Annotated in this window: 18 protein-coding genes; 14 read left to right on the top strand and 4 right to left on the bottom strand. The window is 59.9% G+C overall.

From position 1 onward, the window contains the following. The first annotated feature begins 128 nt into the window (after positions 1–128). The 4 genes from FE702_RS06385 to FE702_RS06370 all read left to right on the top strand — a co-directional run bounded on the left by FE702_RS06385 (position 129) and on the right by FE702_RS06370 (position 4,823). Positions 129–809, top strand: a complete 681-nt coding sequence (locus FE702_RS06385) for a hypothetical protein (RefSeq protein WP_147125422.1) — start codon at positions 129–131, stop codon at positions 807–809. Further along, positions 781–2,178 (top strand): PQQ-like beta-propeller repeat protein, encoded by a 1,398-nt coding sequence (locus tag FE702_RS06380; RefSeq protein ID WP_147125421.1) that lies wholly within the window; start codon positions 781–783, stop codon positions 2,176–2,178. The genes FE702_RS06385 and FE702_RS06380 overlap by 29 nt, the downstream gene beginning before the upstream one ends. Positions 2,179–2,225: 47 nt before the next feature. Further along, positions 2,226–3,689, top strand: a complete 1,464-nt coding sequence (gene der / locus FE702_RS06375; RefSeq protein ID WP_147125420.1) for a ribosome biogenesis GTPase Der — start codon at positions 2,226–2,228, stop codon at positions 3,687–3,689. A gap of 129 nt (positions 3,690–3,818) precedes the next feature. Continuing rightward, on the top strand, positions 3,819–4,823 hold the full coding sequence (locus tag FE702_RS06370; RefSeq protein ID WP_147125419.1) for a fatty acid desaturase: 1,005 nt from the start codon (positions 3,819–3,821) through the stop codon (positions 4,821–4,823). 77 nt (positions 4,824–4,900) lie between these two features. Here FE702_RS06370 and FE702_RS06365 read toward each other — a convergent pair whose 3' ends face one another. From FE702_RS06365 to FE702_RS06350, 4 genes are all read right to left on the bottom strand, one after another. Continuing rightward, complete coding sequence (locus FE702_RS06365) at positions 4,901–6,445, bottom strand: GNAT family N-acetyltransferase (protein WP_147125418.1); 1,545 nt, start codon at positions 6,443–6,445, stop codon at positions 4,901–4,903. A 4-nt stretch (positions 6,446–6,449) separates the two neighbouring features. Continuing rightward, positions 6,450–7,157, bottom strand: a complete 708-nt coding sequence (locus FE702_RS06360; protein ID WP_147125417.1) for a tryptophan-rich sensory protein — start codon at positions 7,155–7,157, stop codon at positions 6,450–6,452. An 18-nt stretch (positions 7,158–7,175) separates the two neighbouring features. Beyond that, positions 7,176–8,468: a serine--tRNA ligase gene (gene serS / locus FE702_RS06355; protein ID WP_147125416.1), complete on the bottom strand. Its 1,293-nt coding sequence runs from the start codon at positions 8,466–8,468 to the stop codon at positions 7,176–7,178. Positions 8,469–8,650: 182 nt separating this feature from the next. Continuing rightward, positions 8,651–9,766: a pentapeptide repeat-containing protein gene (locus tag FE702_RS06350; RefSeq protein WP_147125415.1), complete on the bottom strand. Its 1,116-nt coding sequence runs from the start codon at positions 9,764–9,766 to the stop codon at positions 8,651–8,653. A 393-nt stretch (positions 9,767–10,159) separates the two neighbouring features. On the opposite strand from FE702_RS06350, the gene yajC reads away from it, so the two are divergent. The 10 genes from yajC to FE702_RS06305 are packed head-to-tail and all read left to right on the top strand — an operon-like array spanning position 10,160 to position 16,940. Next, positions 10,160–10,444 (top strand): preprotein translocase subunit YajC, encoded by a 285-nt coding sequence (gene yajC / locus FE702_RS06345; protein WP_147125414.1) that lies wholly within the window; start codon positions 10,160–10,162, stop codon positions 10,442–10,444. Further along, positions 10,444–12,105, top strand: a complete 1,662-nt coding sequence (gene secD, locus FE702_RS18870) for a protein translocase subunit SecD (protein ID WP_255449601.1) — start codon at positions 10,444–10,446, stop codon at positions 12,103–12,105. Before yajC ends, secD begins: the two co-directional genes overlap by 1 nt. Before the next feature lie 3 nt (positions 12,106–12,108). Continuing rightward, the gene (gene secF / locus FE702_RS18865) at positions 12,109–13,083 is read left to right on the top strand and encodes a protein translocase subunit SecF (protein WP_255449600.1); all 975 of its coding nucleotides are present in this window, start codon (positions 12,109–12,111) and stop codon (positions 13,081–13,083) included. Then, positions 13,076–13,828 (top strand): sulfite exporter TauE/SafE family protein, encoded by a 753-nt coding sequence (locus tag FE702_RS06335; RefSeq protein ID WP_147125413.1) that lies wholly within the window; start codon positions 13,076–13,078, stop codon positions 13,826–13,828. Before secF ends, FE702_RS06335 begins: the two co-directional genes overlap by 8 nt. A gap of 4 nt (positions 13,829–13,832) precedes the next feature. Continuing rightward, positions 13,833–14,186, top strand: a complete 354-nt coding sequence (locus FE702_RS06330; RefSeq protein WP_147125412.1) for an Mth938-like domain-containing protein — start codon at positions 13,833–13,835, stop codon at positions 14,184–14,186. Between the two features lie 5 nt (positions 14,187–14,191). Beyond that, complete coding sequence (gene ccmA, locus FE702_RS06325) at positions 14,192–14,815, top strand: heme ABC exporter ATP-binding protein CcmA (RefSeq protein WP_147125411.1); 624 nt, start codon at positions 14,192–14,194, stop codon at positions 14,813–14,815. Then, the gene (ccmB, locus tag FE702_RS06320; RefSeq protein ID WP_147125410.1) at positions 14,812–15,468 is read left to right on the top strand and encodes a heme exporter protein CcmB; all 657 of its coding nucleotides are present in this window, start codon (positions 14,812–14,814) and stop codon (positions 15,466–15,468) included. The genes ccmA and ccmB overlap by 4 nt, the downstream gene beginning before the upstream one ends. Positions 15,469–15,509: 41 nt before the next feature. Beyond that, a complete protein-coding gene (ccmC, locus tag FE702_RS06315) occupies positions 15,510–16,241 on the top strand; it encodes a heme ABC transporter permease CcmC (protein WP_147125409.1) in 732 nt (243 codons plus the stop codon). Further along, positions 16,238–16,405 carry a heme exporter protein CcmD gene (gene ccmD, locus FE702_RS06310; protein WP_186827000.1) on the top strand — a complete coding sequence of 56 codons (168 nt, stop codon included), beginning with the start codon at positions 16,238–16,240 and terminating at the stop codon, positions 16,403–16,405. Before ccmC ends, ccmD begins: the two co-directional genes overlap by 4 nt. After that, positions 16,398–16,940 (top strand): DsbE family thiol:disulfide interchange protein, encoded by a 543-nt coding sequence (locus tag FE702_RS06305; protein WP_147125408.1) that lies wholly within the window; start codon positions 16,398–16,400, stop codon positions 16,938–16,940. Before ccmD ends, FE702_RS06305 begins: the two co-directional genes overlap by 8 nt. Positions 16,941–16,974 lie beyond the last annotated feature (34 nt).

Below are 16,974 nucleotides of genomic sequence, written 5' to 3'. Positions count from 1 at the left end.
TTTCGCGAGGGAATGTTGACATCAAAGCGCAGGTTACAGCCATCTGCGCCTAATTTGATGCATTTCGGGGTGTCTTGCCCTCCTTTGGAAAGTCGCTGTATCAAGCCGCAACTGGTGTGGAGGCCCCAATGAGCAATACCGACAGCTTCATCAGCGAGGTTGATGAGGAACTGCGCCGCGACCGCATGAAAGACGCCCTGCGCAAGTACGGGTGGATCGCGGCATTGGTCGTGGCAGGCATCGTGGGTGGCACCGCCTATAATGAATACCGCAAGGCCACGACCGCAGCCGCAGCCCAAGCCAAGGGCGATGCAATTACGGCCGCGCTTGAGGTATCTGACCCGGCTGAAAGCGCGCAGACCCTCGCCGCGATTTCTGGTCCCGAAAGCGTCGTGACTGGCCTGTTGGCAGCGGCCCAATTCGAAGCAGCAGAAGATGTCGCTGCGGCCGTCGAGACCCTGCAGGCGATTGCGGAAAACGCAGAGAACGATGCGATCTACGCCGATCTCGCCTCTATCAAGGCGCTTTTGATCGGGCCTTCAGATGACCCCGACCGCGCGCTGACCTTGCAATTCCTGTCCCGGCCCGGTGGCCCATACCGGACGGTGGCTCTGGAAATGATTGCGCTGGACAAGATTGCGACCGAAGGCACCGACGCTGCCGTGGCCGATTTGCAAGCGCTGCTGCAGGATGCGGAAACAAGCGGTGTGCAACGCCAAAGGCTGGTTCAGTTGATCACCGCACTTGGCGCGACGCCCGAGTTGGCAAATCTGCCGTTCGATGCTAACGATTTGGCCAACGGCCAATAATAAGCAGGCGGATCAAGCGGTGGCAACGTATCTGGATGGGCTAAAGAAGCTGGGCCATCGTACTGGTCTGATACTGGGATTGGCGGGTTTGCTCGCTGCCTGTGCCGAACAGGACCCTGCACTGGTCGGTCCGCGCGAAGAGGTGCGCATCGGTCCTTCGAAAGATGCCATCATTGCCGAGCAAGCTGCTCAGGTTGCCGCAACGCCCGTGCGTTTGCCCAGTGTCACCCAAAATGCCAATTGGACCCATCGCGCTGGATCAGCCTCGCACTTGATGCCACATGCGGCGTTGTCGAAAACTCCGGCCCAGGTCTGGTCAACGCGCATCGGAGACGGCGACAGTCGCCGCAACCGCATCACGGCGGAGCCAATTATTGCCGGTGGCCTGATCTACACCATGGACAGCACCAGCACCGTTTCTGCGACCAACACTGCGGGTGAGCGGATTTGGTCCGTTGATCTCACACCGTCTATAGAACGCGCCGCGCAAGGTGGCGGCGGCGGTCTGGCCTTTGGCAATGACATGGTTTTTGCCACCACCGGTTTTGGTGAGGTTGTCGCGCTCGACCCGGCCAGCGGCGGTGAAATCTGGACACAGGACCTCGATGCCTTCGGCGGTGCTGCGCCAACCTATTTCGATGGCCGCGTCTATCTTGCCGCCCGCGACAGCATCGCATGGGCGATCAATGCCGATAGCGGTCGGATTGATTGGCAGGTGATCGGAACCCCCAGCGGATCGAATCTCTTGGGCGGACCGGGCGTGGCGGTCAACGACACGATGGCTGTATTCCCGTTCCCGTCTGCCGAATTGGTCGGCACATTCCGTCAGGGCGGCGTGCGCCTTTGGAATGCGGCCGTGCTCGGCAGCCGTAAAGGCACGGCTCTTGGCCAGATCAGCGATATCGCCTCCGACCCTGTGATCGCAGGCGAGACCGTCTACACGGCGAACCCGTCGGGGCGCATGGTCGCTCTTGATCTACGCACAGGCGAGCGGCGCTGGACTGCGAATATCGGTGCATATGGCGTGCCTGTCGTTGCCGGAACCGCGCTCTTTGCAGTCAGCGATGACAATAAACTGACGCGTCTGGACCGCGACACCGGGGCGATTGCTTGGCAGCGTGAGTTGCCGTTCTTCACCTCTGATCGAGACCGCAGGAAGCGCGCCATCTTTGCGCATTACGGCCCCGTCTTGGCCGGTGGTCAGTTGTGGCTGGCTTCGACGGACGGGCTTTTGCGGGCTTTTGATCCGGCAAGTGGCAGTCTCGTACAGACCCTGCCAATTCAGGGCGGGGCGGCCTCTGCACCTGCTGTGGCTGGTGGCACGCTTTATGTGGTTTCCAAGCGTGGACAACTCTTGGCTTTCCGTTGAGCCTTTGATGATGTAACGGAGCCGGTCTATCCGTTCCGAGGACACCCATGACCTTTTCGCTGGCCATTGTGGGCAGGCCCAATGTGGGCAAATCCACACTTTTCAACCGCCTCATCGGGCGCAAGCAGGCGCTGGTTGATGACCAGCCCGGCGTGACGCGTGACCTGCGCGAAGGTCAGGCGCGGCTTGGCCACCTGAAATTCACCGTAATCGACACCGCCGGTCTCGAAGACGCGACCGACGACAGCCTGCAGGGACGCATGCGCCGCCTGACAGAGCGCGCCGTCGATATGGCAGACGTTTGCCTGTTCATGGTGGACGCACGCGCCGGCATCACGGCCTCGGACGAAATGTTTGCCGATATCCTGCGCAAGCGCGCCGAGCACGTGATCCTTGTCACAAACAAGGCCGAAGGCCATGCGGGAGAAGAGGGTATGCTGGAGGCCTACTCTCTGGGTCTTGGCGAGCCCGTACCAATTTCCGCCGAACATGGTGAAGGGATGGCTGACCTTGCCGCTGCTCTGACCCCATTCGAGGACCTCTTCAAAGGTCGCGATGAGGAAGAAGCGCCTGTCATCGACGCTGACCTTGAAGAAGAGGCATCTCTGGTCACTCGCGGACGGCCGCTTCAGGTGGCTGTCATCGGACGGCCCAATGCGGGCAAATCGACGCTTATCAACAAGATGCTCGGCGAAGACCGTTTGTTGACCGGACCAGAGGCTGGAATCACGCGTGACGCGATCTCATTGACCATGGAATGGGCCTCTGACGAGGGCAACATCCCGGTCCGCATTTTCGACACCGCTGGCATGCGCAAGCGGGCCAAGGTGCAGGAAAAGCTTGAGAAGCTGTCGGTCAGTGACGGCCTGCGTGCCGTGAAATTTGCAGAGGTTGTGATTGTCCTGCTCGATGCGGCGATCCCGTTTGAGCAACAGGATCTGCGCATTGCGGACCTAGCCGAACGCGAAGGACGCGCCGTCGTGGTGGCCGTCAACAAATGGGACGTCGAACCCCACAAACAGGAAAAGCTCCGCGATTTGAAAGAGGCCTTTGACAGGCTTCTGCCGCAGCTGCGCGGCGCGCCGTTGATCACAGTGTCAGCCAAAACCGGGCGGGGTCTCGACCGTCTGCAGGCGGCTGTGATCCGGGCCTATGATGTTTGGAACCGCCGTGTGCCGACGGCTGCCTTGAACCGCTGGCTTACTGCCATGATCGAAGCGCACCCGCCGCCTGCGCCTGCGGGCCGCCGGATCAAATTGCGCTATGCCACGCAGGCCAAAACGCGCCCGCCGGGGTTTGTCGTGATGTGTTCGGCGCCCGACAAGATGCCGGACAGCTACAACCGCTACCTGATCAACGGGCTGCGCGATGACTTTGACATGCCGGGGACCCCGATCCGGTTGACGATGCGCGGGCAGGGGGATGCCAATCCCTACAAGGACAAAAAGAAATCGACCCCATCGCGTTTGCGCAAACATATCAAGGGGCGTGGCAACCCGCCGGGCCAATAGGGGCTCCTTGGCTTAGGGTGTGGGCCGGATTTAGGGCGCCTTTCGGAAATTGTCTTGATTTATCAGTGTGCTGACGGCTAGCTTTTGGTCGTCAGTTTATTGATACACATTTCTTTTTCCGGGACACTTATGACTATCAGAGAGTTTTGCAGGCAATATACAGATCGCGACGATCGGATCGCGACGATTGAGTTGGTTTGGACCGTCGCGGCCTATTGCGCCGCCGTATACGGCGCGATCGCATTTGCGCCAAATTGGTGGATCACCGCTCCACTGATGCTGGTGATCGCGGCAACCGGCGTGCGGATTTACATGCTGCAACACGACTGCATTCACGGAACGCTGTTTTCCAGTCGTCGGTTGAATGATGTCGTCGGCACCCTGTTATCACCCATTGCGTTGACGCCTTATCAGGCCACGAAATACGCCCATAATCGGCACCACGCCTACGTGAGTGATCTAGATCATCGTGACGCCTTTGAAATCCATGTGATGACGGTGGCCGAATATGAGACCGCGCCGCTTTGGAAAAAGCTGCAGTACCGTCTGTATCGCAGCGCCTTCACGTTGGTCTTTACCGGGCCGTTCCTGATGTACATGGTGCTGCGCCGGTTCCCGAAACACGCCTTCAAGACGGGCATTTGGGACGTTATCCTGCACGATCTTATGATCGCGGCGTATTTCTTTGGCGTGTATCTATGGGCCGGTTGGCTCGGGCTTGGTGTGCTTCTTGGCGCGATTTATATCGGCTGCACGCTGGGCGTGTTGATCCCCTACGTGGTGCATAATTTCGAGCATATCGAATGGGGTCGTCGGCCCGATATGGATTTTGAGACCGCCGCTTTGAAAGGGTCTTCTGTCCTCAACTTCGGTTGGTTCTTTGACTTCATGACGTTCAACATCGCGTATCACGACCTGCACCACCTGAACGCCAACATTCCCAGCTATCATATTAAGCGCTGCCATCAGGACCTCGAAGCGGCAGGTCTAATCGAGAGCACCAAGATCGGTTTGTGGGAGGCGATCAAATGCCTGCGATGGAAGCTTTATGATGAGCCGAACAGCCGGATGGTGCCTTTCCCACCGTTGATGCAGGACATGCGCAGCGCGAGCGGTGTGGTGCCTGCTGAGTAAATGAACACCGACGCAGTGGATCGCGGGGCCGGAGGCGATGCGCAGGCAGCTAGAGCAGCTGTTCCGCGCGGATAAGCCTAGCCCCCATCACTCCAACGCGTCCGGTACAAATCCGTCCGTCTGTCGCGCAGGTTCCGCACCGACCCGTGCGCCCGCGCCCAATGGATCTGCGACAGGTCCAGATCGGCCACGGTGATCATCTCGACATTCTCGCTCGCTTCGGCGGCGATTCCATCTCGTGCAAAGGGGAAATCGCAGGGGGTGAGGATGGCGGAGTGCGCATATTGGATGTCGATGTTTGATACATTGTCGAGGTTGCCAACCATTCCCGCGGTGACCACGTACATCTGGTTTTCAATCGCGCGCGCCTGGGCGCAATACCTTACACGCAGATGCCCATGCCGCGTGTCCGTGTTGTAAGGCACGAACAGGATGCGCGCGCCCTCGTCGGCAAGCCTGCGCACGACCTCCGGGAACTCACAGTCATAACAGATCGTCACGCCAATCGGGCCGCAATCGGTGTCGATCACGTCGATGACATCGCCGCCCGTGATGGCCCATGCGCTGCGCTCGTCAGGCGTTGGATGCAGCTTTTCCTGAGCATGCACCGCGCCATCGCGTAGGAACACGTAGCAGGTGTTGCGCATATCACCGTCCGGCGTCTGGGTCGGGTGCGAGCCACCGATGATGTTGATATTGCGAGATATCGCCATTTGTTTCAGGCGCTTGGTGAACTCGTCGGTATGCTCGACCATCCTTTGGATCGCATCCGACGGCGCGCGCGGCTTTTCGCAGGACAAAAGCTGCAGTGACACATATTCCGGGAAAACCACGAAGTCTGCGCCATAGTCGGATGCCACGCGCGCGAAGTAGTCGACACTGTGGTAAAACTCTTCCGGTTTGGTGATCGTACGGGCGTCCATTTGGACCGCTGCGACCCGGACCGTCACCGGGTCAGGGCGCGTCACGGGTTGGTCTTCGATGATCTCGGCATAGTTCGGGTTGCGCCAGGCCATCAGCGCGGCATGCCCACCGGATGGCAGGTCATCGGGCGCATAGCCGGGCAGGGCGCGTATGACCTCGAACCCTTGTTTCATCTGGAAACTCAGCACCGGGTCACGTAGGTCGCCGGATTTCACGGCCTCAACATAGGCGTCAGCCGTGGGGAACTTCGCGCGATTGCGGCGGAAGCCGGGGATGCGGCCCCCAAACGCAATGCCCTTGAGGCCCAGATCGGTGCAAAGCCGCTCACGCGCCTGATAAAGACGGTTGCCGATCCGGAGACGACGGCGCGCCGGGTCGACCATGACCTCAACCCCATAAAGCCAATCTCCATTGGCATTGTGCAAGCTGCCGTAGCCACCACCGGTCACGGTATTCCATGTATGCAGGGCCATGACCGTGGCTTCGCGAAGCACCGTCGAGGCGGCATAGCCGACGATCTCGCCATCATAAAGCACGACGAAATTCCCGCCGGGAAACGCGTTGACCTGTCCAGAGATCATGCCTGCGGTGTAAGGTGGTTCCTCGGTATAGACGCGCTTGGACAAGGCGACGATGCCGGGGATGTCTTGTCGGTTCGCGGCGCGGACTTCGAGTGTGGGTTTGGGTGATGTGGCCATGGGATCAGGACGCGATGGCAGGGCGACGGCTGCGCAGAAACGCAGCAATCGCAAGGAGTGCTGCACTGCCACCGGCAAGGGCCGCGACGGTGATAAGATCATCCGCGTTTTTGACTGTGATCGCGACCAGCGCCCAGATCACAGCGGCGGCGTAGGGGATAGACCCTGTGGCCCAGAGCGCACTCAGTGCCACAATAGCGGCCACGGGAATGCCGATCATGGCCCATGTCGTGGCGTCCGGCCCGATCCCATAGCCCGCCAGCAAGACCGCCAGCGCGACGAATGAGGCAGCAGTCAGCCATCCGGCATAAAGGCCGATCGGCCACGCAAACCAAGGGCCGTCAGACTTGGGCGCGCGGTACAATGCCCAAAGCGCGGTTATCAACATGCCCCAGATGAAAACGGTCGCCCAGATCACCGAGTTCTGCGCGATCCAGAGCCATGGTGTTCCGAAGGCGAGCGAGGCGATCAGCGCAGGGCGCGCGGCGTCCCATGCTGGGTCTTCGCGGCGTTTCCAGACGCCAAAGGAGGCAGACACCACCAGCCAGATGTAAATCACGCCCCAAATCGAAAACGCATAGCCCGCAGGCTGAATCGGCGGGTTGGTTTGTTCAATGGGGGTCTGCCCGGCTGAAAACCCGGAAAACGACCCCGACCAAAAGGGCGAGGTCACGAAGGCGAGGGTGGCAAGAGCCGTCAAATATGCGCGCATGTATGGGAAACCCCGGCGTTACGCCAAGGTTCCCTCGGCGGTGATCATTGTCTTGCCACCAAGATAAGGCGCAAGCGTTGCGGGCAAGGTGACGGAGCCGTCCTCGTGCTGACCGTTTTCCAAAACGGCGATGAGGCAACGCCCGACGGCAAGGCCCGATCCGTTCAACGTATGGACAAATTGCGGCTTGCCGCCCTCGGTCGGTTTGAAGCGAGCATTCATGCGGCGGGCCTGAAAATCACCTGTCGTCGAGACCGAGCTGATTTCGCGGAAGGTGTCTTGGCCAGGCAACCAGGCTTCGATGTCATAGGTGCGGCGTGCGCCAAAGCCCATGTCGCCCGTGCACAGAACGACGGTTCTGTAAGGGATTTCAAGCCGTTCCAGGATGTCCTCGGCGCAGCGCAGCATGCGTTTCTGTTCGGCCTCGGAATGATCCGGATGGGTGATCGACACCATCTCGACTTTTTCGAACTGGTGCTGGCGCAGCATGCCAGAGGTATCGCGACCCGCGGAGCCGGCTTCGGACCGGAAACACAGAGAATGCGCGGTGTAGCGGCGGGGCAGGTAGCTTTCCTCGATCACGTGGTTTGCGGCGATATAGGTCAGCGGCACCTCAGAGGTTGGGATCAGCCACATGCCCTCTTCGGTGCGGTAGCTGTCTTCACCAAATTTCGGCAGCTTATCCGTGCCATACATCGCCTCGTCCCGGACGAGCACGGGTGGGTTCACTTCGGTCATGCCGTTGTCGGTCACGTGGGTGTCGAGCATGAACTGCGCCAAGGCGCGGTGGACGCGGGCGACAGCACCGGACAAAAGGACAAAGCGGCTGCCAGAGATTTTGGCGGCGGTTTCAAAGTCCATGGACGCGGCGACGCCTGCGATGTCGAAATGCTCTTTGGGTGTGAATCCGAAGTCGCGCGGCGTGCCCCAGCGATTGACTTCGACGTTATCGTTTTCGTCTGCACCCTCGGGGACATCGTCATAAGGCAGGTTCGCGATCCGGGCGAGCGCATCGGTCAGCTTGGCATCCAGTGCCTTGGCCTCATCATTCAGCGCGGCGATTTCCGCTTTCTTTTCAGAGACAAGCGCGCGGAGGCGTTGGAATTCATCCTCATCCCCACGCCCCTTGGCGGCACCGACTTCCTTGGCGGCCTTGTTGGCATCCGCCTGCGCGGTTTCAGCGGCAAGGATCGCCGCTCGGCGCGCTTCATCCATGGCCAAAAGGTCCGACGACACAGGCGCATCCCCACGGCGAGACAGTGCTGCGTCGAACGCAGCCGGGTTGTCGCGGATCAGTTTGATGTCGTGCATCTTGGCCTCCTTTGATGTTGCGCGGAGCGATAGCGGATTGGTGCGCAGGGGGGAAGGGGCGGTGTGTTAACCTGTGGGGTGATGGTGCGCAGTGCGCACCCTACGGTGGGGGCGCAAGTGATGCACAACCCATGCACAGTCCATACATACACGACTGGCGCACATGGGGGTGCGGGGTTTGCTTAATTTGTGCGGTCGTTTTCCATGCCTGGCAAGCTTTCGCTAACTTCTACGGGGCTAGCCGCCATTGTCATGTCCGTCCCATCTGTGAATAGACCCTGGACAGATGCACCTGCGAAATGTGCAAGTGTCACATCACAGTGCGAAATGCGCGCGTTGGACAAGTCGGACTGACCAAAAACAGAGCCGAACAAGTAACATGAATGAAACGATGACCGCGCGAGGTTCGATTTATAGAACGATGCGTAGCAAAGGTTACTGCCAAGAAAGCTCGCTCCTTCGAAGTTCCCCAGGCTGAAATCAAGGTTGCCCAGATACGAGTAACTTAGATCGAGGTAAAACGATTGAACCCGCTCAGTTTCAATCTGTTGAGGACTCCGACGCCCCATTACTCTAACGGCCGTTTGGATGTCTGGTCTTGATGGTGGACTGTCCGAGGCGTTCTTTGTGTCGGGTAAGGATGCATTGGACCGTACATACGCACTGATCATTTCCATGATTTGAACGTGGTCTCTTAGGCTATCTTTGGCTATCCGCTCCAAGGAGAACAATGATCCGATCCGCACTTCTAGGTTAGGTACGCTCATTTCAGCCGCCGGTTGTTCTTGGCCATCTTGCGTCCGAGCTACCTTGATTGTTTTCTCCGCACCAAGCCCCTCTACAGCTTTGTTAATGCGGTCAGTAATCATTCCTTGTTCGGCAGTTTGGGCACTTCGTTCGTTTAGCCACAGGCGAATTGGTTGGAAAAATAGAGTTGCGGACGCAGCGAGAACGCCGACGAAAGCCGCGATGCCGTAGGCGTAGTTGCGGAAGTCTTCGGGTTCGATTTCACCGTCAGCGATCTCGTCTCCCAAGATGTTTACTGCGCGACCTACGATTAGGCCCATCTCGAAGAGGTAGAACGTGGTGGCGGCGGCGAGGAGGGTGGCGACGGCTCCGAACACGACGAAGGGGTAGTTTTTGCCGAGCCAGTTGGCGTCGATGACTTTGCGCCGGGGTGTTGGTTTGACCGATTGCAGGATCAGGAGCGTGAGCCCGAAGAGGGCGGCGAAGCCTGCCATGATCCAGAGGGAGGGTGTGTTTGCCCAGGACGTGAGCCAATCGTTAAACGAATCCATGCACTCAGCCTACGCGTGTGGGTGGGGTCGGCAAGTGGTGGTGTGTGGGGTGTGAGGTCCCGGATCGGGGTCCGGGACTGCGGTGGGTTTTGTGTTGCGTTTGTTCGGGTGTCTTGCCCGGTGGGGACCACCGGGCCGCGCCCGAACCGGCCCTCTCTTGTGAGTTGGCGCTTTGCCCTCGCTTCGATCAAGCGCACCGCGCGATGGGAACCATCGCGCAGCCCCCGACCGCCCCCACGGGCGGGGGCTTCACCCCCACCCTCGGTCGGGGCCTGCGTTCAGCGCTTCAAACAACCCAAAAACCCACCTTTTCCCCCACCATTCCTTGCCTTCGCCGCCCCCCATCGTTAACTGCCATCCAAACCAAGACCCCGACCTAGACGAGGACGCCCAATGGAAGCCTTTGGACAGCTGCTGTTTCCAATCCTGATCATCGCGATTTTCTATCTGCTGGTGTTCCGCCCGCAGCAGCAAAAGATGAAAGCCCATGCCAAGATGGTCGAAGAACTGCGCCGGGGCGATCAGGTGGTCACTCAGGGTGGGCTGATTGGCAAGGTCGCCAAGGTGAAAGAGGACAATGAGATCGAGGTCGAACTGGCCGAAGGTGTCAAAGTGCGAGTCGTGCAAAACACTATCGCGCAGGTCCTGAACAAAACCGAACCCGCGAAGGGCAAGTAATGCTTCAGATCCCCGCCTGGAAACGGGTCCTGATCTGGGCCGCCTGTGCGCTGGGTCTGATCCTGGCTTTGCCGAATGGGTTTTACGACCGCGTCGAGCGCTCGAACGATGCCGAGGCGCGGATCGAGGCGGGGTTTGTGACCGATGAAAACACCGCGGATGCGGGGCTTTGGCCATCGTACCTGCCGTCTAGCCTCGTGAACCTTGGTCTTGACCTGCGGGGCGGGGCGCATCTGCTGGCTGAGGTGAAGCTCGAAGAGGTTTACGAGACGCGGCTCGAAGGCTTCTGGCCCGAGTTGCGCGATGCGTTGCGGCCTGAGCGGGACACCATTGGCACCATTCGGTTGCAGCCCTCCAGCGGGAATGAGCTGCGCGTGCGGATTTCGCAGCCGGAGAACATGGCGCGGGCCATGGAGGTTGCGCGCGGGTTGGCCAATCCTGTGCAATCGCTGACGGGTGCCTTGGAAAACGACATTGAAGTGACAAGCGACGGGACCGACCTGATCGTGTCTCTGTCCGAGGCGGAACGTCAGGCGACCGACCAGCGCACCATGGCGCAGACGCTGGAAATCGTACGCCGCCGGATTGATGAGGCGGGCACGCGCGAACCCACCATTCAGCGCCAAGGCGCGGATCGGGTTTTGATCCAGGTGCCGGGTATTGGGTCGGCGCAAGAGGTCAAGGAACTGATCGGGAAACCTGCGCTTTTGACCTTCCAACCCGTTGTCACGCGCACCGAGAATGGCGAAACAAACCCCGGACCGGGCAATGAGATTTTGCCGTCGATTGACGGGTTTTCGGCGTTCTACGTGCTGGAGCGAACGCCTGTCGTGACAGGCGAGGACCTTGTGAACGCGCAGCCGTCGTTTGACCAAAACGGACGGCCTGCGGTGGATTTCCGTTTCAACACGTCAGGCGCGCGCAAGTTTGGCGATTACACGGCTGAGAATGTCGGATCACCCTTTGCCATCGTGCTGGACGGTGAGGTGATCAGCGCGCCCGTCATCCAGACCGCCATTCGCGGCGGGTCGGGGCAGATCACCGGTGACTTTGACGTGGTCGAAAGTACCAACTTGTCGATCCTGCTGCGGGCGGGGTCGCTGCCTGCGGGGCTGGAGTTCCTTGAGGAACGGACAATTGGTCCAGACCTAGGGCAAGACAGCATCGACGCAGGGACCATTGCCTGTATCGTGGCCTTTGCGGCGATCCTCGTGTTTATGGCGTTGAGCTATGGCCTGTTCGGGATCTTCGCGAACATTGCGCTGATCATCAACGTCGGTTTGATTTTTGGCTTGCTCAGCCTTGTCGGCGCGACGCTGACACTGCCGGGGATCGCGGGGATCGTTCTGACGATTGGTATGGCGGTGGATGCCAACGTGCTGGTGTTCGAACGCATCCGCGAAGAGCTGAAGACAGCCAAAGGCCCGGCGCGGGCGATTGATCTGGGCTATGAAAAGGCGCTGAGCGCCATTGTCGACGCCAACATCACCACGTTCATCACGGCGCTGATCCTCTATGCGATGGGCTCGGGTCCAGTGCGCGGGTTTGCGATTACTCTGGGGCTGGGGATCATCACGTCTGTCTTCACGGCGATCTTCGTGACGCGTGTGATGGTCGTGATGTGGTTCGAGCGCAAACGCCCGAAAACGATTGAGGTCTGATCCATGCGACTGAGACTGGTTCCCAAACAGACGTCGATTGATTTCTTTGCCAAGTGGAAGCTGTGGCTGGGCATTTCGGCTTTGCTGATGGTCGTCGCCTTTGCGTCCTTCCTCTTTCAAGGGCTGAACTTCGGCATCGACTTCCGCGGTGGGACGACCATCCGGACCGAAAGCACGCAGCCTGTCGATGTGGCCGCCTATCGCGAGGCGCTGGCGGCGCTTGAGTTGGGCGATGTGGCGATCTCTGAGGTATTCGATCCGACCTTCGGCCCGGATCAGAACGTCGCCCAAATCCGTATTCAAGCCCAAGAAGGCGGCGAGGCTGTGTCGCCCGCTGTCATCAATGACGTGGCAGATGCTTTGGCAGCCGTTGATCCGGGCCTCAAGCTGCCCTTTCCCAGCGTGGAAAGCGTTGGGCCGAAGGTATCAGGCGAGCTGATCCAGACGGCGGCGCTGGCGGTGGTTTTGGCCATCGGCGCGGTTCTTATCTACATCTGGTTGCGGTTTGAGTGGCAGTTTGCGCTGGGTGCGGTGGCCGCGTTGGTTCACGACGTGATCCTGACTATCGGCATCTTCAGCGAATTGCAGATCAAGTTCGACCTCGCCATCATCGCGGCGCTTTTGACCATCGTGGGCTATTCGCTTAACGACACGGTGGTTGTGTTCGACCGGGTCCGTGAGAACCTGCGTAAGTACAAGAAAAAGCCGCTGAACGAAGTTCTGAACATCTCGATCAACGAGACGCTGAGCCGGACGATGATGACCTCGGTCACGACGCTCTTGGCGTTGATTTCGCTCTTTGTGCTGGGCGGTGACGTGATCCGCGGGTTCGTCTTTGCGATGATCTGGGGTGTGATTGTCGGGACCTATTCGTCGATCTTTGTGGCGTCTGCGATCCTGCTCTTTTTGGGCGTGAAGCGTGATTGGTCCAAGAAAGACCCAAGCGCAGGCACACGGTTTGGCGACATCGATGCCTGACGGGCTTGCCACGGCGCTGATGGTGCCGGGGCTCGTCTGGGTGGTGCTGGTCACGTTTGTTGCCGGTGTGGTCTATGGCTTTGCGGGCTTTGGAGCGGCGCTGATATTCATGCCGGTCGCGGTGGTTTTTCTGGAGCCACCGCTGGCTGTCGCGGCGTTTTCGGTTTCGGCTGTGATTTCTCTTTTTACCGTGGTGCCAAGGGCGTGGCGTGAATGCGACCGGCCTGCGACTGTACAGCTGATTATTGCGGCCTCTGTAACTGCCTCGATTGGGCTCTACGGACTGGCCAATTTTGATGTGACGCTTGTGCGTTGGTTGGTGCTTGGGGTGACAACCGTCACGCTCCTGGCCTTGATCGCAGGCTGGCGCAGGCAAACGGACGCAACGACCCCTGCTAGGTTGGGGATTGGTGCGGCGACCGGGCTGGTTGGGGGGCTGACCGGCTTGATGGGGCCGATTGTGGTGCTCTTTCAACTGTCATCGGCGGATGGTGCAGGGCGCAGCCGAGCGAATACGATTGTCTTTCTCACCGTGACCAGCATCCTTTTGCTGCCGCTTATGGCCTTGCAGGGCGTTTTGACCGGGGCGGCGATCTGGCTGGGTATGATCCTGCTGCCGGCCTATGGGTTGGGAACAGTTCTGGGTCAAAAACTGTTCACTCCGGGCAGCGAACGGGTATACCGCACGGTAGCCTATGGGATCATAGCGGCGGCCATCGCGCTGGGCCTGCCGATTTGGGAGTAGACAGATGCAGTTCAACGAAGTGACCAGCTATTCCAGCCCCCATGTCGAGGGTTATGGCGACGGTTTTTTCCGCGTCGCAGGAGAGGTCGTTCAAGGTCCGATGCTGCTGTTGCCATCTGGGGCGACTGCTTGGGGCGGGACGGATGACCTTGAGCTTATTCTGGCGGCCGCTGACGATATCGACGTGCTGTTTCTGGGAACCGGACCAGAGATAGCCTATGCGCCTGCGCCTTTGCGTGCAGCCTTGGAAGACGCCGGGATAGGGGTTGAGGTCATGGCAACTCCAACGGCTTGCCGCACATTCAACGTGCTATTGGGTGAAGGTCGCCGGATCGGCTTGGCCGTGTTGCCGGTCTAAGTCTCTTGGACGCTGTTGCCATCACCAATCTGACCGTTGCCCGCGGGGGTGTGCCGTTGTTGCATGGTGTGTCTCTGAGTGTCGCACCGGGTCAGGCGGTGGCACTGAGCGGGCCGAATGGGTTGGGCAAGACCACGTTGCTGCGCACCGTTGCTGGCTTGCAGCCCTCTCTGGGCGGGCAGGGCTTGCCTGATCCCGAGATAGTTGCCTATGCGGCGCATTCTGATGGGGTGAAGGCGACTCTGAGCGTCGAAGAAAACCTGCGGTTCTGGGCGCGGGTCTATCGTGGACGGGATGTTGAGGACGCGATCGAGGCGTTTGATTTGGGCGGTCTGCGGGGGCGGCTTGGTGGAACGCTCAGCGCCGGACAAAAACGTCGCTGTGGCCTCGCACGGCTGGTCTTGTCCGGTCGACCCCTGTGGCTTTTGGACGAACCCACTGTGTCACTGGATAGCACCGCGCAGGGGATGCTGGCGGATGCGGTCGCCGCACATCTCAAACAGGGTGGCATGGCGATCCTGACGTCGCATGTGCCGTTGCCGATGGAGACCGGGCGGCTGGATTTAACGCCATTCCGGGCCACCGCAGAGGTAGCGACCCTTGAAGCCTTTGGCGAGGCGCTGGAATGATTGCGGTGTTGCGGCGGGACCTTGCGCTTGCGCTGCGATCGGGCGGAGGCTTTGGCCTTGGCCTCGCGTTTTTCTTTGTTGTTGTCGTGTTGACCCCGTTCGCGGTTGGACCTGATCAGGGTAAGTTGCAGATCGTGGCAGTGGGCATCCTTTGGATTGGAGCGCTTCTGGCGGCGCTGCTGACACTGGACCGCGTCTTTGCGCTGGATTGGGAAGATGGCACGCTGGAGCAACTGGCGCTATCTGGCCTGCCGCTGGAAAGTGTTGTGATGGCCAAGGCGGCGGTGCATTGGATCACCACAGGGGCGGTTCTGACAGTATTGGCCCCGGCTCTGGGTGTATTGCTCAATCTTGCGCCCGGTGGGTATTGGCCGCTCGGCCTGTCGCTGCTTTTGGGCACGCCTGCGCTGTCGCTGATCGGGACATTTGGTGCGGCGCTGACCGTGGGGATCAAGAGAGGTGGTTTGCTCTTGTCGCTGCTGGTGTTGCCGCTCTACGTGCCGACGTTGATCTTGGGGGCGGAAGCTGCGCGGCGCGGGGCGGCAGGGTTGGCCTATGAAACGCCGCTGATCCTGCTGGCGGCACTCAGCCTCGGCGCGATTGCAGCGCTACCATTTGCAGGCGCTGCGGCGCTAAAGGTCACACTTCGGTAAGCCCCCTTTTCTGTTTCGCGAAGCGCGGTTACATCGGACACATGTCAATTTGGGAATATGCAAATCCGCGCGCCTTCATGGGCTGGACCGGCAAGGCGCTGCCATTGATCTGGGGCCTTGGGATCGGTTTGACGGTTCTGGGTCTGGTCTGGGGATATTTCTTTACCGGTGACGATTTCCGCATGGGATCGACGGTTAAGATCATATACCTGCACGTGCCGTCGGCGCTGATGGCGATCAACGGGTATTTCCTCATGTTTGTGGCCTCGCTGATCTGGCTGATCCGGCGGCATCACGTCAGCGCGCTGGTGGCCAAGGCGGCGGCGCCTATTGGTCTGACCATGACGCTGATTGCGTTGGCGACGGGCGCGATTTGGGGGCAGCCGATGTGGGGGACCTGGTGGGTCTGGGACCCGCGTCTGACATCGTTCCTGATCCTGTGCCTGTTCTACATGGGCTACATTGCCCTGTGGGAGTCTGTGTCTGATCAGGACCTAGCTGCCGACCTGACATCCATTCTGGCCATGGTCGGATCGGTCTTTGCGGTGCTGAGCCGTTACGCCGTTCAGTTTTGGAACCAAGGCTTGCACCAGGGCACGTCGGTTCCTGTGGTAACGGGCGAACGGTCTGTGGATGATATCTATTTCATCCCGCTGGCGGTCTCGATGGCCGGGTTCTTTTTCCTGTTTCTGGCGCTGACGCTGGTGCGGGCGCGGGCAGAAGTTCGGGCGAGGCGTCTGGGTGTGCTGATCCGGCGGGAGCAGATGGCATGATGCCTGAACTTGGGAAATACGCGGTCGAGGTGACGGCGGCTTACGCAGTGTCGCTGCTTCTGCTCGCTGTGATCATCCTGTGGACTGTGATGCGCGCGCGGCGGGTGAAAGCCGAACTGGACGCGGCCGAAGCGCGCGCAGGCAAGGAGGCTATGGATGCGTAACTGGCTGATGGTTGCGCCGCCGATCATTTTCGCGACGCTGGCGGTCACGTTCTACATGGGTATGCAGCGGGAAAACCCGAATGACCTGCCCTCGGTCATGGTCGGGCAACCTGCCCCGCCTGTGGCGCTGACACCTTTGTCTGGTAAGGTTCCGTTCACCGACGCGGTGTTTGCGGATGGCGAGGTCAAGCTGGTCAACTACTGGGCCAGCTGGTGTGCGCCGTGCCGGGTCGAACACCCGAATTTGCAAGCGCTGGCCGATGCGGGCGTGCCAATCTACGGCATCAATTACAAGGATGCCCCTGACAAGGCGTTGGCGTTTCTGGATGAACTGGGCGATCCCTATGAGGCGATTGCGCAGGATGACACCGGTCGCGTCGCTCTCGATTGGGGCGTGTACGGCGTGCCTGAGACCTATGTGCTTGACGGAGACGGAACCGTTCTGGCCCGTGTCGCCGGACCAGTGACGGTGCGCACCTATGAGGCGCAGATTAAGCCGGTTCTCGAAGAAGCCGGTGTCCAGCTGCCGTTTTAGCAGGACACCGATCCCAAAGCTTGATTTACCTGCG

Origin of the sequence: Shimia ponticola (assembly GCF_007995215.1) — a bacterium.
Taxonomy (GTDB): domain Bacteria; phylum Pseudomonadota; class Alphaproteobacteria; order Rhodobacterales; family Rhodobacteraceae; genus Shimia_B; species Shimia_B ponticola.
This window is presented reverse-complemented; position numbering and strand designations above follow the sequence as displayed.